Origin of the sequence: Mesorhizobium sp. (assembly GCF_017306585.1) — a bacterium.
Lineage (GTDB): Bacteria > Pseudomonadota > Alphaproteobacteria > Rhizobiales > Rhizobiaceae > Mesorhizobium.
In genome coordinates this window covers 56,452-77,376 of the sequence record NZ_JAFKIC010000119.1, presented here as the reverse complement: position 1 = coordinate 77,376, position 20,925 = coordinate 56,452, and the positions used below count along the sequence as shown (strand labels likewise).

Here is a 20,925-nt window from a genome sequence, read left to right as displayed (position 1 = left end):
GGCCCGTTTTTCGGCGATTTTGCTCCGGGCTAACGCTCCGGTAAGCGGGCTTTGCTAGGCTTTGCCTTGACAAGCAAAAGCCGGGCCAGTTTCTATAGCCGGCCGCGAAATTCATTTCCGGAAGTCCGGATGCGTACAGGAGGCGTTTGAGACCGAACCATGGCGTTGGCGGCGAAGCTACAGCTCCGACAGTCGCAGTCGCTGGTGATGACGCCGCAGCTGATGCAGTCGATTCGGCTGCTGCAGTTCACCCATGTCGAGCTGGAGCACTTCATCGACGAGGAGATCGAGCGCAACCCCCTGCTGGAACGCGCCGAGCCGCAGGACGATGCGGCGAGCGACCAGACGCAGAAGACCGAGGCGGAGCCACAGGCGGCCGCCGACGGCGACTGGTTCGAGAACGAGGTGGGATGGAGCGCCGAGGCGATCTCGGAAAAACTCGATACGTCGCTGGAAAACCTGTTTCCCGACGATCCCGGCACCAGCGAGCGGCTGGGCCCCGACCTGACGGCGCAATGGAAGTCGGCTTCGGGCAGCGGTGGCGGCTCCTCTTCCGAAGGGCTCGACGCCGGCGACATGGCTGCCGCCGCGATCACCTTGCGCGATCACGTCGGCGAACAGATCGCGCTAGCCTTCGCCGATCCCGCGGCACGGCTGATCGCCGGCGAACTCGCCGACGGGCTTGATGAAACCGGCTATGTCAGGGCTGACATGGCCGAGATCGCCGCGCGGCTCGGCACCGACGAAGCCGCCGTGGGCAAGGTGCTGGCGGTGTGCCAGACCTTCGAGCCGGCGGGGCTGTTCGCCCGCGATCTTGCCGAATGTCTTTCGCTGCAGCTTGCCGTGCGCGACCGGCTCGATCCTGCGATGAAGGCCTTGGTCGCCGATCTGGAGCTTCTGGCGCGGCGTGATTTCCAGACACTGAAGCGGCTCTGCGGCGTCGACGAGGAGGATTTGCTCGACATGCTGGCTGAAATCCGGGCGCTGGATCCGCGTCCGGGCATGGCGTTTTCGGGCGGCGCCAGCGATGCCATCGTCGCCGATGTCGAGGTCCGCGCCGCCAATGATGGCAGCTGGACCGTGGAACTCAATGCCGAAACCCTGCCGCGCGTGCTGGTCGACCATATCTATTTCGCCCAGGTCTCGCCGCACGCCAAGAACCAGGCGGAAAAGGATTTCCTGGCCGAATGCCTGCAGAGCGCCAACTGGCTGACGCGCAGCCTCGACCAGCGGGCAAAGACGATCCTGAAGGTCGCCTCCGAAATCGTGCGCCAGCAGGATGCTTTCCTCGTGCATGGCGTGCGCCATCTGAAGCCGCTCAACCTGCGCACGGTGGCGGATGCCATCGGCATGCACGAATCGACCGTCAGCCGCGTCACCGCCAACAAATACATGCTGACGCCGCGCGGCGTGTTCGAATTGCGCTATTTCTTTACGGCCTCGATCGCGGCGTCGGGCGGCGGCGACGCGCATTCTTCGGAAGCGGTGCGCGACCGCATCAAGCAGTTGATCGACGAGGAGAAACCCGTCGATGTGCTGTCGGACGACGCCATCGTCGACATGCTGCGGGAAAGCGGCGTCGACATCGCGCGGCGCACAGTCGCCAAGTACCGGGAAGGCATGAATATTCCCTCGTCGGTGCAGCGGCGGCGCGAAAAGCGGGCGCTGGCCAGCGCCGGGCGCTGAGGCCCGCCGTTTTTCCACAGCTTTCGAGCTTCATTGACAAGCCGCGGTGAAGTGGCTAGAAGCCCGCCCGCATGAGACGGGCTTGAGGCCCGCTAGCGGATGGTCCGTCACGACAATGACCTCGGGACGGTCAAAAAGGCGGCTTGTGATCAACCGGAAAGTTCGGATTTAAATCGGCGCGAGTGACGCCGCAAAGCTTGTGCGCACGGACCACGAGTATAAACTCGGGACAGTTTGAAGCCTGAGCAAGGAAGGTCAGTTTTCAGATGAATCTGCGCATATCGGGAAAACACATGGATATCGGCGATGCGTTCCGTACACGCATCAACGATCGTGTCGGCGAAGCCATCGGCAAATATTTCGATCGCGGTTTTGCGGGCCACGTCACCGTCATCAAATCGGGCTCGCGCTATTCGGCCGATTGCATGATCCGGCTGGATTCCGGCGCCTCGCTGCAGGCAACCGGCGATGCCCAGGATCCGACGCTCGCCTTCGAGGCGGCGGCCGACCGGCTGGAGACCCGGCTGAGGCGTTACAAGCGCCGTCTCAAATCGCACAATTCAGGCAATGGCAATGGCGAGTTGACCGACATCGCCTATACGGTCATGGCGCCGCTCGCCGATGACGACGAGGAAATCCCGGAGGATTTCGCGCCGGCCATCGTCGCCGAATCGACCATGACGCTGAAGACCATGTCGGTGGCTTCAGCCGTCATCGAACTCGATACCAAGGACAGTCCGGTGTTCGTGTTCCGCAATGCCGGAACCGACCATCTCAACATCGTCTATCGCCGGCCCGACGGTAATATCGGCTGGATCGACCCGTCCACGACCAAAGTCGCACAGGGATAAAAAGCCAGCCGCACGAGGGGTGGGGACTGGCGACGGCAGGCGAACAAGGATTTTCAAGAATGGATCTGAGCGATCTTATCAGCGTTCCGGCGATTTTGCCGGCGTTGAAGGCGAACTCCAAAAAGCAGCTTCTGCAACTGCTGTCCGAGCGGGCGGCGGCGATTTCGGGCATTCCGGAACGGGAGGTGTTCGACACCATCCTGCAGCGCGAGCGGCTGGGCTCGACCGGCGTCGGCAATGGCATCGCCATTCCGCACGGCAAGCTTGCCGGGGTGAAGCGCATCGCCGGCGTTTTCGCGCGGCTGGAGACGCCGGTCGATTTCGAATCGCTCGACGACCAGCCTGTCGATCTGGTGTTTCTGCTGCTGGCGCCGGAAGGGGCGGGCGCCGATCATCTGAAGGCGCTGTCACGCATTGCGCGGGTGCTGCGCGACGCCGATACGGTGGCCAAGATCAGAGGGACGCGCGATGCCACGGCGATCCACGCGCTCCTGTCGGATACGCCGGCCTCGCACGCGGCCTGAGCCATTTTTAACGGGACTCTGCAAGGGCCGCCACGAGCGGCCCTTTTCCTTTCGGCCCGCCAACCGCCGTCAGTGAATGGCGACGGTGGTCAGGTCGTTTTCCATGGCGCCGGCCAAGGCGCGGTCGCGCGCATCGGAGAGCAGGATCGGCTGGCCATTGGCGGCGAACAGAGCCCAGAGTTCCATGCCGGGCGCGATTTCGCCGATGTTGGGAAAGCGGCCGAGCAATTCGTCGCTCGAGACCTTGCGCAGATAGGCGACCGAGCCTTCGCCGAGATGGGCGAATTCACCGCTAGTCATGGTGATGGTTTCGTCAGTTCTGGTCATTTCAAGCCTCCTTGGCGCGAGACGCCGCCCCGTCCTGGGGCAACAGGCCATCCCGCATGAGAGCCATCGGCAAAGATCAGTCTTTCACCGATATGTTTATTTTCCGTACCAGCCGTTCGGCTTCCGGCCGATCGAGATCGATCGACAAAAGGCCGTTCTTCAGTTCCGCCGCGATCACCCGCATGCCGTCGGCCAGCACGAAGCAGCGCTGGAACTGGCGCGCGGCGATGCCGCGGTGGAGGAATTCGCGCTCGGTGTCGTCGGTCTGACGGCCGCGCACGACCAGCTGGTTCTCCTCCGTCGTCACATCGAGATCGCTTTCGGCGAAACCGGCCACGGCAAGCGTGATGCGCAGCCTTTCGGCCTTGCCGTCGACGCCGCTGAGGCGCTCGATGTTGTAGGGAGGGTAGCTGTCGCCGGATTTCGCCAGACGCTCCAGGGTCTTTTCCATGGCGTCGAAACCCAGGAGAAGCGGGCTGGAGAAAGGCGTCATTCGGCTCATGTTACACTGTCCTCTCAAGAGCGACATAAACTGGAAAAACCCTGCTGGCATTTTTCCCGATGCCCTTGATATGGTCCGCTCCGCGGCCAAGTTCAAGCCATCAAAGGACCCGCCCAAAAAGTCCCGGTCGTGGACTCACAGGAATAATCGACATGGCGCTTGAAACGACGCGCGGATGCAAGGAGAAGCGCGGGTCGGGGCTGTTCCCGATCGAGCGCTTCGGCGGCTTGCAGCCGGTTCGGCGTTCTTAGCGGGCATGCCCGGCCCGGTGAGCTCACGGCCAACCAAACAAGGAATTGAAATGCCCCAGCCACGCAAGATCATCATCGACACCGATCCCGGCCAGGACGACGCCGTCGCCATTCTCCTGGCGCTTGGCAGTCCTGAACTGGAGATCGTCGGCATATCGGCCGTGGCCGGCAACGTGCCGCTGAAGCTCACCGAAAAGAATGCCCGCAAGATCTGCGAGCTGGCCGGCCGGCCCGAGATCAAGGTCTATGCCGGCGCCATCCGTCCGCTGGTGCGCCAGCTCGTCACCGCCGAAGAGGTGCACGGCCAGACCGGCCTCAACGGGCCGCAGCTGCCTGAACCGGCGATGAAGCTGCAGGACCAGTATGCCGTCGATTTCATCGTCGAGACGCTGATGCGGGAAGAGAGCGGCACCATCACGCTCTGCCCGCTCGGGCCGCTGACCAACATCGCGCTGGCGCTGATCCGCGAACCGAGGATCGCGCCGCGCATCAAGGAAATCGTGCTGATGGGCGGCGGCTATTTCGAAGGCGGCAATGTCACGCCGGCGGCCGAGTTCAACATCTATGTCGACCCGCATGCGGCCGACATCGTGTTCCGGTCGGGCACTCCGATCGTCATGATGCCGCTCGACGTCACCCACAAGGCGCTGACCACCACCCAGCGCACCCAGGCCTTCCGCAAGCTCGGCACCAAGGTCGGCATCGCCACCGCCGACATGCTGGAATTCTTCGAGCGTTATGACGAGGGCAAATACGGCACCGATGGCGGGCCGCTGCACGATCCCTGCGTCATCGCCTACCTGATCAAGCCTGAGCTGTTCAAGGGACGCCACTGCAATGTCAGCATCGAGACCGCCTCGGAACTCACCATGGGCATGACCGTGGTCGACTGGTGGGGCGTGACCAAGCGGGAAAAGAACGCCATGGTGATGCGCGACATCGACCATGACGGCTTCTTCGCGCTGCTGGTGGAGAGGCTGGGGCGGCTTTAGGCCATTTCATCCATTGAGGAGCCGGTAGGTGTCGGCGCCGCTCCGGTGGTGCTGCCGCTCGACCCACACTGTCGAACCGATGACATGGGGGGTCTCGATCTCGCCATCGACAAACACCAGTTCGGCGGTGTCTTGGAGGCGGACTTCATATCGGTAGTGAAAGCCTTGGCCGACCGCGATTTTTGGATTGAGAGGCATCGTCGTGACATATTCGACGCTGCCCTCTACCTGTTGTGTGCCGACAATGGGGCCAGGCTGCCTCATCGCGGCAAACATCAGCGGCGCGAGGCCAAGAGCGCAAAACATCACTATGCCGACCACGAAATCGCGATATTCTGTCTCAAGCAGAAGCAAGCGGTTCCTGAAAGAGAGTCCTGTCGGTCCCATGCCCTATAATTAAGTAAAGCATGAAGCCGACTTCAATGGGATTTCCTGGAATATTATCGCCAAATTTGATCCAGACGACGCAAAGCTTATTCCGCCGGTATTCTCGCTGTGCTTCCATTCGATCGCAGCGTTCGGTCCGGTAGTCCTCGACGTGATGTCGCAGGCCACGCAAGAGGCGGCGACCCTCAATCGGCAAACCTGTAGAAGATCAGGCCGTTGGCGCGCGTGACACGCTCTATGCCAACGCGCGAGCCGATAAGGTGCGGACGTTCGTCCTCGACGAGAACCGACGGACCACTATCGAGAGCCAGGACGTAGATGGCCGGGCCTTTGGCCCATTGGACGCTTTTGACCGTGGCGCCGACCTTGTCCACCGATCGGATCGGGGTTGCGTCATTGGCCCATTTGTTCTGAGCTGACATGACCAATATAGCGAACAAACCGGCAAACAAGAGCACACTTGGCGCGTTCTTCTTCAAACCCTCATAGGCCGACAGTCCAGACATCAATCCCTCAATGTCCTTCATGTAACGAGCGCACGCAGACTTTCAATCGGTGAGGCCGTATCTATGCCATGCAGTGCGTCGGCCACCCATGACCACGGGCTTCTACTTCGACCTCGAAAACGCCAGCCACAGGCCGCCGCCGACCATGAAGCTGCCGCTGATCCTGGACAGGAGCTTGACGCGGCTGGCCGACAGCATGCGGCCGGCGCGGCCCGCGGCGAGCGCATAGGTCGAGTCCGACATGGCGGCGAAGATCATCGCGGTCAGGCCCATGACGATAATCTGCAGCGAATAATTGCCTTGCGGCGCGATGAACTGGGGGAAGAAAGCGCCGAAGAAGATCAGCGTCTTGGGGTTGCTCAGCGCCACCAGAAAGCCCTGCAGGAAGAAGCCGCCGCGCGGCTTTCGGGCTGTTCCGTCTGCGTTCAGCGTGCCCTTGGAGCGGAACATCTGCACACCCATCCAGATCAGGTAGGCGGCGCCGATCAACCGCACCCATTCGAACCAGTGGCCCATGCCCGATATCAGCGTGTTGAGGCCGATGCCGACGATGGCGATCATGATGGCGAGCCCGGCCTGCGTGCCGGCGACATTGGCGAGCCCGGCGCGGGCGCCATGGCGGATGCTGTTGGCGATGATCAGCGTGACCGTCGGCCCCGGCACCAGGATGATGACGATGCAGGCGACAACATAGGCGGCGTAAAGTTCGAGCGACATGATTTTTCCCTCTGGCGCGCCTGTGCGGCGCGGCTTTGGGCAATCAATGCATGACGGCAGGGCCGATGCAAGCCGGCCGCGAAACGCCGCGCCGCCACACGCGGATCAGGCGCCCGCGGGCCAGGGCAGCGTCTTTTCATAGGCAGCGGCGGCCCTGAGCACGGCGAGGTCGCCGCGCGGCCGGCCGATCAGCTGCATGCCCATCGGGCGGCCCCTGTCGTCGAAGCCGACCGGCACGTTGACCGCCGGGCAGCCGCCCAGCGTGGCGTAGGCCGAGACCTGCATCCAGCGGTGGTAACTGTCCATCGCCCGGCCGGCGACCTCGCGCGGCCAATGCGTGCCGACATCGAAAGGGAAGACCTGCGCGGTCGGCAGCGCGACCAGGTCGAAGCGGTCGAAGATCGAAAGCAGTGTACGATGCCATGACGTGCGCACGACAGAGGCCGTGCGGATCTGCGGCGCCGTCAGCCGCATGGCGTTTTCCACCTCCCAGACTGCTTCCGGCTTCAGCAGGCCGCGCTTCGAGGGATCGTCATAATGGACCTTCAGCGCGCAGCCGCTGCTGGCCTGGCGCAGAGTGACGAAAGCCTGCCAGAGCGTTTCGAAATCGAAGTCCGGCAGCAAGGGCTCGGTCGTGAAGGATGCGTCCGCGAACCGGCCAAGCGCCGCCTCGCACAGATCCAGAATGCCGGCTTCGAGCGGCAGGTGACCGCCAAGGTCGCCGAGCCATGCGACGCGGCCGCCTGTCGACGGTGTCGCCAATCCCTCAAGGAAGGAGCCTTGCTTATCGTAAGACAAGGGTGCCTGCGGATGGTAACCCGCCTGTACGTCGAGCAGCAGCGCCATGTCGGCGACGTTGCGGCCCATCGGCCCCTCGACGCCCATCTGGGCGTGAAAGACCTCGAAATCCGGTCCGCCGGGGACGAGCCCCTGCGAGGGGCGGAAACCGTAGACATTGTTCCAGGCCGCCGGGTTGCGCAGCGAGCCGCCGAAATCGCTGCCGTCGGCGACCGGCACCATGTCGAGCGCCAGCGCCACCGCCGAGCCGCCGCTCGAGCCGCCGGCGGTGAGCGCGGGATCGAAGGCGTTGAGCGTCGGCCCGAACACGTTGTTGTAGGTGTTGGAGCCGAGCCCGAATTCGGGAACGTTGGTCTTGCCGATAATGATGGCGCCGGCATCGCGGATGCGCTCGACGAAGAAATCGTCTTCCTCCGGCACGAAATCGGCGAAGATCGGCGAACCGAAGGACGTGCGCAGGCCCGTGGTCGAGGCGAGATCCTTGATCGCGATCGGCAGTCCGAACAACGAGCCGCTTTGCTCGCCGTGCTGTCGCCTGGCGTCGGCGGTATCCGCCTCGCGCAATATGTCGGCGCGCTCGCGCAGGGAGACGATGGCGTTGACCTGCGGGTTGACCGCCTCGATGCGGTCGAGAAAGGCCGTGACCACCTCGCGCACCGACAATTTCCCGTGCCGGATCGCGGCGGCCAGTTCGATCGCGGACAGGCGGCAGATGTCGCCGGCCGGCGGCACGGCGTGTTTGGTCTCAGGACGCATGCGTTTGCCTCAGCGGGACGTCTGGAGTGCCTGGTCGACTTCGGCGGCCAGCGGGATCGCCGGCTGGGCGCCCGGCTTGAGACATGCCAGAGAACCCGCAGCACCCGCGCGCGCCAGCGCCTTGTCGAGTGTGAGGCCAGAAGCGAGGGCGGCAGCGAAATAGCCGCAGAACGTATCGCCGGCGCCGACCGTGTCGACGGGCGTGATCTTCATGGCCGGAACGGTCAGGAAATCGTCTGGCGTCGCCGCCATGACGCCGTCGCCGCCAAGCGTGACGACAATGGTGCGACCAGTCTTCGAGGCGTAGTCGCGCATGCGCGCGGCGCGGTCCCGGCCGCTCAGCGACAGCGCCTCGCCATAGAGGTCGAATTCGGTCTCGTTGGCGACCGCATAGTCGGCCTTGCCGAGGAACGCTGCCGCGGCGCCGTTGAACGGCGCCGTGTTGAGCACGGTGATGGCGCCGGCCGCCCTTGCCTGGTCGAGCGCCGCATCGACGGTCCCCAGCGGGATTTCGTGCTGCAGGAGCACGACGACGCCCTTTTTCAGAAAGGCCTTGGAGAGGTCGCCGGGCAACACGGAAGCATTGGCGCCGGGCACCACGGCGATGATGTTTTCGCCATCGTCGCCGACCATGATCAGCGCCGTGCCCGTCGAGGCAAAGGTCTCGGCGACGCCGGATAGGTCGACCCGGGCTTCTCGCAGCAGCGCCAGCGCCTCGGCGGCGAAGCTGTCCTTGCCGACGGCGCCCACCATGCGCACCTGTGCGCCCGCGCGTGCCGAGGCAAGCGCCTGGTTGGCGCCCTTGCCGCCGGGCGCGGTGGCGAAACCGGACCCGCTCACCGTTTCACCCGGACTCGGCAAACGGTCGACATTGGCGATGAGGTCGAGGTTGATCGAACCGATGACGATAATCAAGGAATGCCTCCTGCCAGCGCCGGCCGGAAAATCTGGATCGACTTTCGGAAAGCACGATGTTGATTCAAGACGTTGGGGCTCATTTGCGCATCAAAATGGACGCACGTTACCCGATCGCGCGGGAAGCTACCGCTTCATAAGACGACTTTCCAGACCATGCCGGGATCAAACGCGATTTGTCGCGTCATTCGCACCGGACGGTGACCGTGCCCTGGTAGCTGCCGGCGGGAAAAATGCCGCTCGACCTGGTCGCGGTGAGATCGATCTGCATCGGGTGCGTGCCGTTGGCAACCCGCTGCGGCACGCTTCCCGAGACATCGGCCCCCGAACCATCGAGGCGAAACACCGAGGTGAATGTGACATTGGTGCCGCCGCCGCTCGGCGCGGACGAGAATGCGGCGGGCGCCGGCGCTGAAACCGAATAACAGTCGAGCAAATTGAGCAACGAGCAGAGCAGGGAGCTCGCCACGACGGTGGCGTTCGCGCTCGATCCGCCCGCCTGCTTGGAACTCAATGTGTTTATGGTCGGATTTGCCATCATCGTCCCCGATGACCCGACCATGATGGTGCAGGTGCCGACGATCGCGGCTCGTGCCGGAAGGCAGAGGCCGGTAAATATCGCCGCCGCGAGCAGCGCCCGGTTATTTCCTCTTCTTTTTCTTGCCATCGCTATTGCCGGTCCTGATGCTCCAGCCCTCATTGGCCCATCCGGGCGATGCGGTTGTGGGGGCAGCGGCGGCCACGCTCGCCGGCTGGCCGTCGGCGCCGACGCCCATCTTGAGGAGTTTCAGCTCCAGCTGCAGGCGCTCGACCTCGAGCTCGTAGAGGCGGCTGCAATCGAGGCGCTTGGGCGTGCGGCCGATCGGAATCACCACCCGGCCATAGGTTGCGACGCCATTGTCCGTCTGGCTGTTGCCCCTGATGACGCCGAGATCGAGATAGGCACCGGAGCCGGAAACGGCGGAACGGCAAGTGGTGCCGTCCGCGGCATGGACCTCGTCCTGGCCTTGGGGCAAGGTGACACCGGGCAAGTTGAAGCCGTTCTCGTTCTGGTTGAGATTGTAGATCTGTTCCTGGGCCTGGGTTGGAGCGGTGCTTGTCACAGCAACCGCAAGTGCCAGCGTCAGGACTTGCGGTGCCCAAAGAACTTTCCGCATATCTGTGCCCTTATCTGCGTCTGTTGATTGGGAAAGGGGATGCTCTCGGTACAGATACGCACTTTACGCTCGGCGGCGCCGCCGAAGGGCACGACCACGAGGACGGGGCGGGAAGCCTGGGCGCCCAGCTGGAAGACGCTCGGAGAGATTCTGGCGTCGACCGGCTGAAAGTCCTGGTCATAGACGTGGACTTCGACCTTGATCTTCTGGTCGTATGGATTGGCCGGGAAGACGCGCACCGCGAAGGCATCGGTGAAGCTGTTGACCTCGCCCCGCATCGGCGACATCGACTGGGCGCCGGCGGCGATGGGTATCAGGCTGACGGCAAGCGCCGTCGCCAGGATTCGTGCATGTTTCAAGGCCCCCTCCTTTGCGGCGGCGTTATTCGCAGCGTAGCGTTACCGTTGCTTGATAGTTGCCGTTGGCGAAGCGGTTGCTGCCGCCCTTGGTGCCGGCGAGATTGACCGAGACGAGGTCGGCGCCGGGTGTGGTGATTGCGGTGGCCGAGCCGGTCTCCACGATGGAATGCGCGCCCGCGGCGGAGTAGGTCGGTGTCCAGGTGGTCGACGTTGTGTCGGCCGACGGCACCGTCGTGGTGGTTACGGGATCGACACTCAGCGACACGCCTCCGGTTGTCGTCAGCGTGACAGTTCCAGCCGAGCCGCCGCTGTTGTGCGAACTGAGGGACTGGAGATCGGGACTGACCGTCATCGTGCCATTGGTGGCAATGACAAGCGTGCAGGTCGGGGTGATCGTGCCATTGAAAATGACATTTTGCGTCGTGGCCGATGCGGTCTCACCCAGGGAGGCGACCAGCAAGGCTGCGCCGATAGTGGCGCGAAACAATTTCATTGTGACCCTCCTATTAAATCGGATTGCCCGAATTAACAGGAGTCATCATCGTTTTATCGTGGTTAATTTAGGGTAAACTTAAGTATCCGTTCGAAATAAAACTCTTTGAAAAACCGAGGGTTGTGTCCGGTTGTAAACAAATATCTCGACGAAATTCGTACCAATACTTTGAATTTCCAATATTTGTATATTGCTTCAGTGGAAATCGGAAAAATCGATATTTCAAGGCGATACCTGACCCGCCTCCCATCCAAGGATCGCGCGTTTGCGGGTCAGGCCCCAGTGGTAGCCTGTCAGGTCGCCGGACTTGCCGATGGCGCGGTGGCAGGGAACCACGAAGGAGATCGGGTTGGCGCCGTTGGCGGCGCCCACGGCCCGGCTGGCGCTTGGCGAGCCGATGCTGGCCGCGATCGAGGAATAGGTGCGGGCCTTGCCCATCGGGATCTGCAGCAGCGCCTCCCAGACACGGACCTGGAAGTCGGTGCCGATCATGACGACATGCAGCGGCTGGTCCGGCCGCCACAGCGTCGGATCGAAGATGCGCGCGGCATAGGGGCCGGTCGCGGCCATGTCCTCGACAAAGCGGGCGTTCGGCCAGCGGCCGGACATGTCGGCGAAGGCGGCGCGCTCCTCTCCGGGGTCGCAGAAGGCGAGGCCGGCGAGGCCACGGTCGGTGGCGATGATCAAGGCGGTGCCGAAAGGCGACGAATGGTAGCCGTAGCGCATGGTGAGCCCGGCGCCGCGCGTCTTGTAGTCGCCCGGCGACATCGCCTCATGGGTGACGAACAGGTCATGCAGCCGGCCGGGGCCGGACATGCCCAGTTCAAACGAAGTTTCGAGCAGCGGCATGCCGGAATCGAGCAGCCGGCGCGCGTGGTCCAACGTCACCGCCTGCAGGAAGGCTTTGGGCGACAGGCCGGCCCAGCGGGTGAAGAGTTTCTGCAGGCCAGTCGGCGTCTCGCCAACCTCTTCGGCCAGTTCCTCGAGCGACGGCTGGTCGCGATAGTCGAGGCTGATCTTCTCGATGGCGCGACGCACGATCTCGTAGTCGCTGCCTTCGGGTGTGATGTCCTTCTTGAGGACTGCTGTGTGCGTGCTCATGGAAAATCTCCTTGGCCCGGAATATCGCCCCTTGGGGCGCCGTCCGCCACCCGAAACTTGCCTTCCTGCCGCGCATGCCCAGATAGACTCGCATTTCGTGAGCCTGTTCCATCCCGATGTGCAGGGATGGGGCTCTATCTTTGTGTTCGAGCATGATCTTTTCCGAAAACCGGCATCCACTTTTCGGGATCATGCTCTTGCGAGGAGTCACTCATGGCCGGCGAGAAAGTGAATCTGACCGGGGCAAAGGAAACCTTGCTCATGACGCTCTACGGCAAGGCACTGGAGAGCCGGCTGCCGCAATCGCTGCTCAGGGATCATTTCGCCGACGAGGCTGTGCGCAAGATCGACTATGATTTCTCCAGGCTCAAGGTCGACGAGAATCTCGGCGTCGGCCTGGCGATCCGGGCCAAGACACTGGACCTGCGCGTTCAGGATTTTCTCGCCAGAAATCCCGGCGCCATCGTGCTGCATCTGGGCTGCGGGCTCGATACACGCATCTTCCGTGTCGATCCGCCGTCAGGCGTGGACTGGTTCGATGTCGACTATCCCGAGGTCATCGAGCTCAGGCGCAAGCTCTATCCGTCCCGTGACCATTATCATCTGATCGCCTCGTCCGTGACCGAGCCTGATTGGCTCGCCCAGGTGCCGCGCAATCGCCCCGCAATCGTGGTGGCGGAAGGGTTGACACCCTATCTGCCGGCCGACGAAGGACCACGCCTGCTCGCCCGCCTCGTCTCGCATCTGGCCAGCGGCGAGCTGATGTTTGACGCCTACAGCCATTTCGGCCTCAAGCTGCTTCGGCTCAATGCGACCATCAGGGCGACAGGCGCCGAGGTCCACTGGGCGATCGACGATCCGCATGAGCTGGAGCGAGCCGTTCCGAAGCTGCGGTTCGTTGACGATATTTCCGCCTACAAGCCCGAACATGCCGCCCGCATGGGCTGGTCCGCCAAACTCTTCGTTCGGCTGTGGAGATACATTCCGGCCTTGCGCAAGGTCGGCAGGCTTCTGCGCTATCGTTTCTGAATCTGGTCTCTCGACGCAATTGCCGTTGCAAGAGCGCTCGCCTGTTCCCAGAAGTGCTTGGTTCAGCGTGTCTTGGCGGTTGCCAATGCCCGAGAGAAGGCGGTGGCGAAGCTCTCGCGGGAATCGGGGTCGAGAAAGCCGCCGATCGAGACATTCTTGCCCTGTGCTTCCACGGTCATCCGCGTGATGCCGATCTCGGCGTGGCGGGCGACCGAGAACTGGGTCCAGAACGGGTTGAAGCGATGGGCTTCCGATTTGCCCGAAGGCGCGGTCTTGCGGATGTCGAGGCTGGTGCGCGAGACCGACACTTCCTCGCGGGCGCGGGCGGCCCGGTAGTTGGCGCGGAAGGCTATGTAGACCGCGACCACGTCGAGGCCGAAGAAACCGAACACCGGCCAGGCGCCGCGCGACAGGAAAAAAGCCCCTGTCACCAGCCAGCCGAACATAAGTGCCCCCATCAGGATGAGGAAACCTGTCCGGCCCAGCGACCGGTGCGGGGTCAGCAGCGCGTGAAAGAAAGGCTCGTCGGCCTGGAATGAGGCGTTTGTGTCGCTCATGACTGGATATTATAGGAAGGGAATGGCGAGCCCCAAGTCCAAAGAATCCCCGATGCCCAAAAAAGAGTTGCCGGCCGGACGGCGCGACGGCTCCAACGCCAAGCCGCGTCCGAGGCCCGCGCGGTCGCGGCCGCTTTACAGCCTGGCCGAAGTGCACGAGATCTTCCGGCGCTTTTCGGTGCAGCGGCCGGAACCGAAGGGCGAACTCGAGCACGTAAACGCCTTCACGCTGCTGGTGGCGGTGGTGCTGTCGGCGCAGGCGACCGACGCCGGTGTCAACAAGGCGACGCGAGCCTTGTTCAAGGTCGCCGACACGCCGCAGAAGATGCTGGCGCTGGGCGAGGCCAAGGTCGGCGATCATATCAGGACCATCGGCCTGTGGCGCAACAAGGCCAAGAACGTCATTGCGCTATCCGAAGCATTGATCCGCGACCATGGCGGCGAGGTGCCGGATGACCGCGACGAACTGGTCAAGCTGCCCGGCGTGGGGCGCAAGACCGCCAATGTCGTGCTCAACATGGCCTTCGGCCAGCATACGATGGCGGTCGACACGCACATTTTCCGCATCGGCAACCGGCTTGGCCTGGCGCCGGGCAAGACGCCTGAACAGGTCGAGCAGGGACTTCTGAAAATCATTCCGGACGAATATATGCGCCATGCGCATCACTGGCTGATCCTGCATGGCCGCTATGTCTGCAAGGCGCGCAAACCGGATTGCCCGGCCTGCGTCATCGCCGATATCTGCAAGGCCGCGGAGAAGACCACCAGCATTCCGGCGCCGCTGGTGCCGATCGCACCGCTTGCGGCGGCGGAGACCGGGGATCAGATGCCGTAGCCGCGCGCCATCGCGGCGGCGAAGACCGGGATCAGCAGGAACACGAAGGCCTCGGCGCGGATATAGGCCTTCACCGAGGCCAGTTCGCCCGCCGGAACGGCAAAGCCGGGATCGGCGCTGGCCTGCCTGTTCCAGGAAATGAAGCGCACGGTCGGGATGATCGACAGCAGGCCGACGACCGCGAACGCCGCCATCTTGGCCCAGAATACCCAGTTGTAGATGTAAAACTCCCAGCCCTTGAGCCCCCAGAAGACACGGCCGATGCCGACGATGATGATCAGCGCGGCGAAGATGCCGTAATGGCGGTCGATGCCGGCAAGGCGCCTGAGCGTGGCGGCGGGCAGGTCGCCGCGGATCAGCACGAACTCCGCGCCGATGATCCCCGCCAGCGAAAACACCAGGAGATGGTGGACGATGGCAAGCACAAGATCGGTCGTGTCCATGCTTTTCCTCTTGGGTTTGAGCACCAACTGGAACTTGAGGAAAGTCGCGTTGCCAGGATGCTGAATCAGCCTGCGCGGAAAATAACACCGTCGGTCCGAATTCCCATAGCCGAGCTTGCGCAGGCCGTCGGCAATTTTGACGTCCGGTCCCGGCGCCGACGCGTCCGTCCTGGATAGTGGCGCGCGCCGGCTTGGCCCTTGCGGACCACCAGCGATTTGCTAAGCGCGCACGATATGAGCGAGGCCATTCCATGAAAACCGTACAACCGACCACCGCCCCCGTCATCGAGACCCAGCGAACAATCCTGCGGGCGCACGGGCTCGATGATTTCGATGCCTACACGGCGATGTGGGCCGACCCCACCGTCACCCGCTTCATCGGCGGCAAGCCCCGCACGCGCGAGGAAAGCTGGATGCGCTTCCTGCGCCATGCCGGCCTGTGGTCGCTGCTCGGCTACGGCTTCTGGGCGATCGAGGAGAAGGCGACCGGCCGCTTCGTCGGCGAGGCCGGATTTCACGACCTGAAGCGCGACATGGAGCCGTCGATCGAAGGCATTCCGGAGGCCGGATGGGCGCTGGCGCCTGCCGTGCACGGGGCAGGGCTCGCCACCGAGGTCGTCGGCCGCGTGCTGGCCTGGGGCGAAGAAACATTCGGGCCTGGGAAAACCGTCTGTATCATCGATCCGCAGAACACCGCGTCGCTGAATGTCGCGGGCAAGGTCGGCTACAGCGAAGTGCTGCGCACCACCTATCACGATGGTCCAACCGTGCTGCTCGAGCGGCTGTCGCGAACCGGAGCCTAACCGGCCTTGCGGCGCAGCGCCTGCGCCAGATCGCTCCATGGATCGGCGTCGGTCTTGCCGGCCGGTCCGATGCCGGGGCCGAGCAAAACGGTCGAGGCGTCGAAAGGCTGCGGCCGGGCGATGCCGTAGCCCTGGGCATAGTCGACGCCGATCGTCTTCAATGCAGTGGCAATGCCGTCGTTTTCGACAAACTCGGCGATGGTGCGCTTGCCCATGACCTTGCCGATGTGATGGATCATCTCGACCATGGCGCGGTCGATGCGGTCGTCCAGCATATCCTTGACGAAGCTGCCGTCGATCTTGAGGTAGTCGACCGGTAGATGTTTCAGATAGGCAAAGGACGACATGCCCGAGCCGAAATCGTCGAGCGCGAAACGGCAGCCGAGGCCGCGCAGATCGGCGATGAAGCGCATGGCGCTGGTGAGATTGGCGATGGCGCTGGTTTCGGTGATCTCCAGGCAGATCGTGGCGGGCGAGATGCGATGGACGAGGAACTGCTCGCGCAGGAAATCGAGGAAGGTCTCGTCGCCGAACGTCGCTCCGGAAAGATTTATGGCGCATGTGGCGATCGGCTGTATGCCCGGATCGGCCCGCCGCGCGGCCAGGACGCGAAAGGTGTTGCGCACCACCCAGCGGTCGATCGACGGCATCAGGCCGTAACGTTCGGCAGCGGGAATGAAGCTCTGCGGCGTGACGAAGCTGCCGTCCTCGTCGGTTAGCCGCAGCAGAATCTCGATATGCGCGCCCGCCTCGGCGACGCCATCGTTCAGCGGACGGATTTCCTGGGCGTGAAGCCTGAAGCGATCCTGCTCCAGCGCGGCGTGCAGGCGCTGCACCCACGCCATCTCGCCGAACCGTTCGCGCAGGGCCATATCGCCGTCGCTGTGGATCTGCACACGGTTGCGGCCCTTCTCCTTGGCCATGTAGCAGGCGACGTCGGCGGCCCGCAGCGTTTCCTCCAGGGTGACCTGCGCATTGACGATCTGGACCATGCCGATGCTGACGCTGGTGTTGAAGGGCCGGCCGTCCCAGGAAAAATGCAGGTCCTGCACGGCCGCGCGCAGCCGCTCGGCGATGTCGGCTGCGTTGGCGGCCTCGCAATCGATCAGCAGGACACCGAATTCGTCACCGCCGAGCCGGGCCAACACATCGCCGGAACGCAATTCATTGGTCAGCAGTGCGGAAATATGGCGCAGCAGCTGATCGCCCGCTGCGTGGCCGCACGTATCGTTGACCAGCTTGAACTGGTCGAGATCGAGATACATCAAGGCATGCTGCCGGGGGCGGCCCTGCAATTCGACGATCGTGCGTTCCAGCCGGCTTTCGAAGTCGCGCCGGTTGGCGAGCCCGGTCAAGGCGTCATGCGAAGCCTGCCAGGAGAGCCGCTCGATGTAATCCTCTTCCCGCGTCATGTCGTGGAAGGCGAGCACCGCGCCGACGATCTGGCCGGCAACCAGCAGCGGCGCGCCGGTCAGCGCGACCGGAACCACGGACCCGTCCGGCCGCTGCAGCAATTGCGGGCGAGGGCTTGAGCGGCGCGGCTCGCCTGCCAGCAGGCGCTCGAGCAGCCGAGGTTCCTCAACGCTGGTCTCCTTGTCAACGAGGCGAAACAGCGATGCGACCGGCCTGCTCCTCGCCGTCGCGAACGGACAGGCAAGCAGCGTCTCGGCGACCGCGTTCATATAGTCCAGGCGACCATCCGGATCGATGCTGATGACGGCCTGGCCGATCGAGGCCAGGGTGATCTGGGCGCGCTCGCGCTCCGCATTGAGTGCCGACTGGAAGGCCTGGCGCTGGGCAAGCAGTTTGCGCGTGCGCCAAACAGCGAGCAGGATCAGCAAGGCGGCGGTGATGAGATTGGCAAAGGTGAGCAGAACGCGGATGAAGCGCGATCCTTCGCCGAGACTGTCGGAGAAAGCCTTGGACAAGGGCGTTATCTGGCTGTCGAGCTGGTGGATCTGTGTTTTCCAGTCATTGATCTGACCTGCCGAGGCCGGCCCCTTGCCCAGTTCCTCATGTATCGTGTCGCCGAGCCGTTGAATGGCCAGGATCATGGTGTCGGCCGCCGTCCAGTGCCTCACGGCGGCGTCGAGGTAGCTGAAACCGCGAAAATTCTGGAAGAGCCAGATCAGCCCGGCAACGTCGTCCGGATGGTTCCTGGCCTGCAGGAAGCCGGCGCGGGCCGCCTTCGTGTCGGGTTCCGGTTGTTCCAGGGCCAATCGGGCAGAACGGTCGGCCAGTGGAACGGCGATCGCTTCGCGGTACTCGTTGAAGAACTCTTGCCTGCCGGTGTCGGCATAGAGACTGAGGAAGTAGATGGCGTGCTTCTGCCCCTTCGACCACTGGCTTTCGCCGCCGACATAGGCGCGTACCGCCGAAAGCGTATAGAGGCTCAGGCTGGCGACCAGGGCTTGGGTGAGGACAACCGCGATGAATGGCCAGACGAGCCCGAGAAGACGGGGGCTGGCGTCCATCGATGACAGCTTCATCGACTTCATGGACGTGCCATGATCCTGTCAGCGCGTCTGTCCGACTGTTTCACCCGTCGGTTGAGACGATGTTCTTTCCTCATGTCGCTCTATGGGCGACATGACCCGGTTATCATGAGGGGCTTAACAGCGGATAAATAGTTCGGCTCCGCCGGGCGGCTGATTCTTTGGGTGAGGCGGCCGAATATTACGCAGCGTCATGAGTTGCTTTGAAATCCGGTGTATTCGTGGTGCTTCCGGATCTCGCGAGCAGATAGCTGTCGCTTGCTAACAGCCAGCCTGGGCACTCGTCTCTTCGAGCAGGGAGGCGTCCTCGCCGAAAGCGCGGGTGGCGCGCGCGGCCGCCTCGAGCAGCGGACGTTTCATGCGCTGAAGGAACGCGGCGTCGACGCGGGTGCTCGGACCGGCCAGCGTCATGGCGCCGAGCAGGACCCGGCCCGGCCCGAAGACAGGCGCTGAAACGCCTGATGTTTCGGGATCACGGTCGCCGACAGCGAGATAGGCCTATTCCTGGTCGACCGGCTCGGGATCAGGAAGCTTCAGGGTCTTCACCAGCGTCGAGAGGTCGGGTTCGTCGATAAGCATCGCCGCCTCGGCGGGCGTCAGCCAGGCGCGCTGCCGGCGTCTGGCTTCCTGCCAGTCGGCGAGTTCCTCCGTCACCTCGAGCAGGTAGACGATGACGTCGACACGGACAAAGCGGTTGGCCAGCCGTTTCCAGTAGGAATAAGTGCCGGCCGGCTGCTTCAGCGTCCTGCCGAGCACGCCGGCTTCCTCCTGCGCCTCGATGGCGGCCGCCTTGCGTCCGCTCTTGCCCTTCATCGGCCAGCCCTTGGGGACGATAAAGCGCCGCGTCGTCCGTGACGTGACCAGCATCACCTCGATATCGCCGCGTTCGTTCAGCTGAAAGGGGATGGCCGCCACCTGGCGGATCCGTTCCCCTTTCTTGGCCTTGCGCACGGCCTTTTTGTTGGTGGCTGCCATTCATAAAAATCCGGTCTGTGCAGTGCCCCATAGCGTGATGCGGCGCCTTTGCAAAATCCAAACTGCCGCTGGGGCATATGAATGCCCCTAGCATGTAAGTCGGCTAAATAAAAGCAGAGCCTGGCGTCAGCGGCAGGTGCTCACCGCAGTGCTGCCGATTATCTGGGTCTGGCAGCTCGGCCTGACCTGCGGCACGACAGGCGGCGGCTGCTGGACGATCACCCGGTCCTGGGCGCGATATTGCTGTTGCTGCTGCTGAAATTGCTGCCGCTGGATCCGGTTCTGCAACGCCTGCAGGTCGTTCTGCTGGATCTGCGCACCGCCGCTGGTCGAGGGAATGACGATCTGCGCCGAGGCCGGCAGACACAAACCCGCAATGACTGTCGTGGCCATTACGGCCGATATGCAAACCATTGATGCTCGAAATGCCGACATCAGCTCATTCCCGGAAACAGAACACCCGCTACCGTTGATATAGGACGTCCACGCGGCAATGCCATAAAACCGGGCCTGGGCCGGTTGAAATAGCCGCCGCATCACCCGCGAGCCACACCCCGGCCGAGAACCATTAGACAGTCGTCATATGACGACTAGGCAATGTCGGCGGCTTTGGTCAGTGTCCCTTACGTAAGTTTTCGATTCCATCTGGCACAAGTTAATGTATTCTAATTGAGCCAGAGCTGCATAAGTGGGAATGCGAGTGCGCGGGCTCTGAAGCATTGAACCTTACTGCAACGTGCCGGCATTTCTACTGCATGGACTGACCATGGACGCGGCGCCGAACTCAAGGAGGGATTGAGGGCGACCGCGAAACGGGGGGTAAGTGCATGGCTTTGTTTTCAAGGCGCGTGAGCGTCGTTGCGGACGAATCGCGTCCGAGCTCATCGACTGGATTTCGCTCTGGTAGCGTGGGCAATTCCAGCATTGCGAAATTGTTTGGGCATGCTGCGGACTCGGGCGAGGCGTTGCCTCGCCTTTCACTTTGTTCGTCCCACGCCGCGCATTCGCAGATATTGTACAAAGTTGGACCCGCTACATCGGTTTCATCGGCAGGGCGAGAAATCCGGCCGTGGCGCCTATCCCGGTTCCTGACCTTCACCGCGTTGGCTGGTCTCGTTTCCCTCGTGCCGGTCTCACTCCACGCGCAGGTCACCACCGTCACCGGCGCTGCGGGCAATAATGGAAGCAACGTTGTTGTGACTGGAACCAACGGCGGTCCCGGTCATGCACCATCACCGGATCCACTTGTCGTCAACAACAACCTGGTGATTTCCAGCGGCGGTCCAGTCTTTGGCGCCATATCCACTGGTGGTGCCGGCGGTAAGGGTGGCAATGCCATTGGCGTGGGAATTTGCCCATTGTGTACCCCGGTAGCGCTTGGTGGCGATGGCAATAGTGGAGCGACAGGCGGAACTGTTACAGCAGGTAACACTGGAACCCTGACAGGCAGCGCGGCTGGCGGCCAT

The 20,925-nt window shown here is 63.1% G+C and carries 26 protein-coding genes; 8 read left to right on the top strand and 18 right to left on the bottom strand.

Translation table 11 applies throughout. The annotated features are described in order from the left end of the window. The first annotated feature begins 159 nt into the window (after window positions 1-159). The 3 genes from rpoN (at window position 160) to ptsN (ending at window position 3,061) form a co-directional block, all read left to right on the top strand. Window positions 160-1,686 (top strand): RNA polymerase factor sigma-54, encoded by a 1,527-nt coding sequence (gene rpoN / locus J0I79_RS09510; protein ID WP_292856803.1) that lies wholly within the window; start codon window positions 160-162, stop codon window positions 1,684-1,686. A 266-nt stretch (window positions 1,687-1,952) separates the two neighbouring features. After that, window positions 1,953-2,537 (top strand): ribosome-associated translation inhibitor RaiA, encoded by a 585-nt coding sequence (gene raiA, locus J0I79_RS09505; protein WP_027043252.1) that lies wholly within the window; start codon window positions 1,953-1,955, stop codon window positions 2,535-2,537. A 59-nt stretch (window positions 2,538-2,596) separates the two neighbouring features. Continuing rightward, window positions 2,597-3,061, top strand: a complete 465-nt coding sequence (gene ptsN, locus J0I79_RS09500; RefSeq protein WP_292856799.1) for a PTS IIA-like nitrogen regulatory protein PtsN — start codon at window positions 2,597-2,599, stop codon at window positions 3,059-3,061. A gap of 69 nt (window positions 3,062-3,130) precedes the next feature. On the opposite strand, the gene J0I79_RS09495 is transcribed toward ptsN, so the two are convergent. Both J0I79_RS09495 and J0I79_RS09490 read right to left on the bottom strand, forming a co-directional pair. After that, a complete protein-coding gene (locus J0I79_RS09495; protein WP_137932812.1) occupies window positions 3,131-3,388 on the bottom strand; it encodes a DUF1150 family protein in 258 nt (85 codons plus the stop codon). Between the two features lie 76 nt (window positions 3,389-3,464). Next, a complete protein-coding gene (locus J0I79_RS09490) occupies window positions 3,465-3,890 on the bottom strand; it encodes an Hsp20 family protein (RefSeq protein WP_292856797.1) in 426 nt (141 codons plus the stop codon). Between the two features lie 301 nt (window positions 3,891-4,191). Between J0I79_RS09490 and J0I79_RS09485 the strand changes: the two genes are divergently transcribed. After that, window positions 4,192-5,133, top strand: coding sequence for a nucleoside hydrolase (locus J0I79_RS09485; RefSeq protein WP_292856795.1), 942 nt, complete (start codon window positions 4,192-4,194; stop codon window positions 5,131-5,133). 6 nt (window positions 5,134-5,139) lie between these two features. On the opposite strand, the gene J0I79_RS09480 is transcribed toward J0I79_RS09485, so the two are convergent. From J0I79_RS09480 to J0I79_RS09435, 10 genes are all read right to left on the bottom strand, one after another. Beyond that, complete coding sequence (locus J0I79_RS09480) at window positions 5,140-5,487, bottom strand: hypothetical protein (protein ID WP_292856793.1); 348 nt, start codon at window positions 5,485-5,487, stop codon at window positions 5,140-5,142. Window positions 5,488-5,705: 218 nt separating this feature from the next. Further along, window positions 5,706-6,026 (bottom strand): hypothetical protein, encoded by a 321-nt coding sequence (locus J0I79_RS09475; protein ID WP_292856791.1) that lies wholly within the window; start codon window positions 6,024-6,026, stop codon window positions 5,706-5,708. 102 nt (window positions 6,027-6,128) lie between these two features. Then, window positions 6,129-6,743, bottom strand: a complete 615-nt coding sequence (locus J0I79_RS09470; protein WP_292856789.1) for a LysE family translocator — start codon at window positions 6,741-6,743, stop codon at window positions 6,129-6,131. Between the two features lie 105 nt (window positions 6,744-6,848). After that, a complete protein-coding gene (locus tag J0I79_RS09465; RefSeq protein WP_292856787.1) occupies window positions 6,849-8,297 on the bottom strand; it encodes an amidase in 1,449 nt (482 codons plus the stop codon). 9 nt (window positions 8,298-8,306) lie between these two features. Beyond that, window positions 8,307-9,212 (bottom strand): ribokinase, encoded by a 906-nt coding sequence (locus tag J0I79_RS09460; protein ID WP_292856785.1) that lies wholly within the window; start codon window positions 9,210-9,212, stop codon window positions 8,307-8,309. Between the two features lie 184 nt (window positions 9,213-9,396). Next, complete coding sequence (locus tag J0I79_RS09455; RefSeq protein WP_292856783.1) at window positions 9,397-9,879, bottom strand: hypothetical protein; 483 nt, start codon at window positions 9,877-9,879, stop codon at window positions 9,397-9,399. After that, entirely contained in the window at window positions 9,854-10,369 is a 516-nt protein-coding gene (locus J0I79_RS09450) for a hypothetical protein (protein WP_292856781.1), read from the bottom strand. Before J0I79_RS09450 ends, J0I79_RS09455 begins: the two co-directional genes overlap by 26 nt. After that, the gene (locus J0I79_RS09445) at window positions 10,336-10,728 is read right to left on the bottom strand and encodes a hypothetical protein (RefSeq protein WP_292856779.1); all 393 of its coding nucleotides are present in this window, start codon (window positions 10,726-10,728) and stop codon (window positions 10,336-10,338) included. The genes J0I79_RS09450 and J0I79_RS09445 overlap by 34 nt, the downstream gene beginning before the upstream one ends. A 22-nt stretch (window positions 10,729-10,750) precedes the next feature. After that, window positions 10,751-11,221, bottom strand: coding sequence for a hypothetical protein (locus tag J0I79_RS09440; protein ID WP_292856777.1), 471 nt, complete (start codon window positions 11,219-11,221; stop codon window positions 10,751-10,753). Between the two features lie 222 nt (window positions 11,222-11,443). Further along, window positions 11,444-12,322 carry a bifunctional helix-turn-helix domain-containing protein/methylated-DNA--[protein]-cysteine S-methyltransferase gene (locus tag J0I79_RS09435; RefSeq protein WP_292856775.1) on the bottom strand — a complete coding sequence of 293 codons (879 nt, stop codon included), beginning with the start codon at window positions 12,320-12,322 and terminating at the stop codon, window positions 11,444-11,446. 213 nt (window positions 12,323-12,535) lie between these two features. Between J0I79_RS09435 and J0I79_RS09430 the strand changes: the two genes are divergently transcribed. After that, complete coding sequence (locus J0I79_RS09430; protein ID WP_292856773.1) at window positions 12,536-13,351, top strand: class I SAM-dependent methyltransferase; 816 nt, start codon at window positions 12,536-12,538, stop codon at window positions 13,349-13,351. Window positions 13,352-13,413: 62 nt separating this feature from the next. Here the strand turns inward: J0I79_RS09430 and J0I79_RS09425 are convergent, their stop codons facing one another. Then, window positions 13,414-13,908, bottom strand: a complete 495-nt coding sequence (locus tag J0I79_RS09425; protein ID WP_292856771.1) for a DUF2244 domain-containing protein — start codon at window positions 13,906-13,908, stop codon at window positions 13,414-13,416. A 22-nt stretch (window positions 13,909-13,930) separates the two neighbouring features. Between J0I79_RS09425 and nth the strand changes: the two genes are divergently transcribed. Further along, window positions 13,931-14,743: an endonuclease III gene (gene nth, locus J0I79_RS09420; protein WP_292856769.1), complete on the top strand. Its 813-nt coding sequence runs from the start codon at window positions 13,931-13,933 to the stop codon at window positions 14,741-14,743. On the opposite strand, the gene J0I79_RS09415 is transcribed toward nth, so the two are convergent. Continuing rightward, on the bottom strand, window positions 14,731-15,186 hold the full coding sequence (locus tag J0I79_RS09415; RefSeq protein ID WP_292856767.1) for a DUF2214 family protein: 456 nt from the start codon (window positions 15,184-15,186) through the stop codon (window positions 14,731-14,733). The two genes, nth and J0I79_RS09415, sit on opposite strands and share 13 nt — an antisense overlap. A 251-nt stretch (window positions 15,187-15,437) precedes the next feature. On the opposite strand from J0I79_RS09415, the gene J0I79_RS09410 reads away from it, so the two are divergent. Further along, window positions 15,438-15,989, top strand: coding sequence for a GNAT family N-acetyltransferase (locus J0I79_RS09410; protein ID WP_292856765.1), 552 nt, complete (start codon window positions 15,438-15,440; stop codon window positions 15,987-15,989). On the opposite strand, the gene J0I79_RS09405 is transcribed toward J0I79_RS09410, so the two are convergent. Beyond that, a complete protein-coding gene (locus tag J0I79_RS09405; RefSeq protein ID WP_292856869.1) occupies window positions 15,986-18,478 on the bottom strand; it encodes an EAL domain-containing protein in 2,493 nt (830 codons plus the stop codon). The genes J0I79_RS09410 and J0I79_RS09405 overlap by 4 nt on opposite strands. Before the next feature lie 264 nt (window positions 18,479-18,742). Between J0I79_RS09405 and J0I79_RS09400 the strand changes: the two genes are divergently transcribed. Next, a complete protein-coding gene (locus tag J0I79_RS09400; protein WP_292856763.1) occupies window positions 18,743-18,937 on the top strand; it encodes a hypothetical protein in 195 nt (64 codons plus the stop codon). A 45-nt stretch (window positions 18,938-18,982) separates the two neighbouring features. Here J0I79_RS09400 and J0I79_RS09395 read toward each other — a convergent pair whose 3' ends face one another. The 3 genes from J0I79_RS09395 to J0I79_RS09385 all read right to left on the bottom strand — a co-directional run bounded on the left by J0I79_RS09395 (window position 18,983) and on the right by J0I79_RS09385 (window position 20,925). Continuing rightward, window positions 18,983-19,459: an NUDIX hydrolase gene (locus J0I79_RS09395; protein WP_292856761.1), complete on the bottom strand. Its 477-nt coding sequence runs from the start codon at window positions 19,457-19,459 to the stop codon at window positions 18,983-18,985. 126 nt (window positions 19,460-19,585) lie between these two features. Beyond that, window positions 19,586-19,894, bottom strand: a complete 309-nt coding sequence (locus J0I79_RS09390) for a hypothetical protein (protein ID WP_292856867.1) — start codon at window positions 19,892-19,894, stop codon at window positions 19,586-19,588. A gap of 797 nt (window positions 19,895-20,691) precedes the next feature. Then, window positions 20,692-20,925 (bottom strand): hypothetical protein, encoded by a 234-nt coding sequence (locus tag J0I79_RS09385; protein WP_292856759.1) that lies wholly within the window; start codon window positions 20,923-20,925, stop codon window positions 20,692-20,694.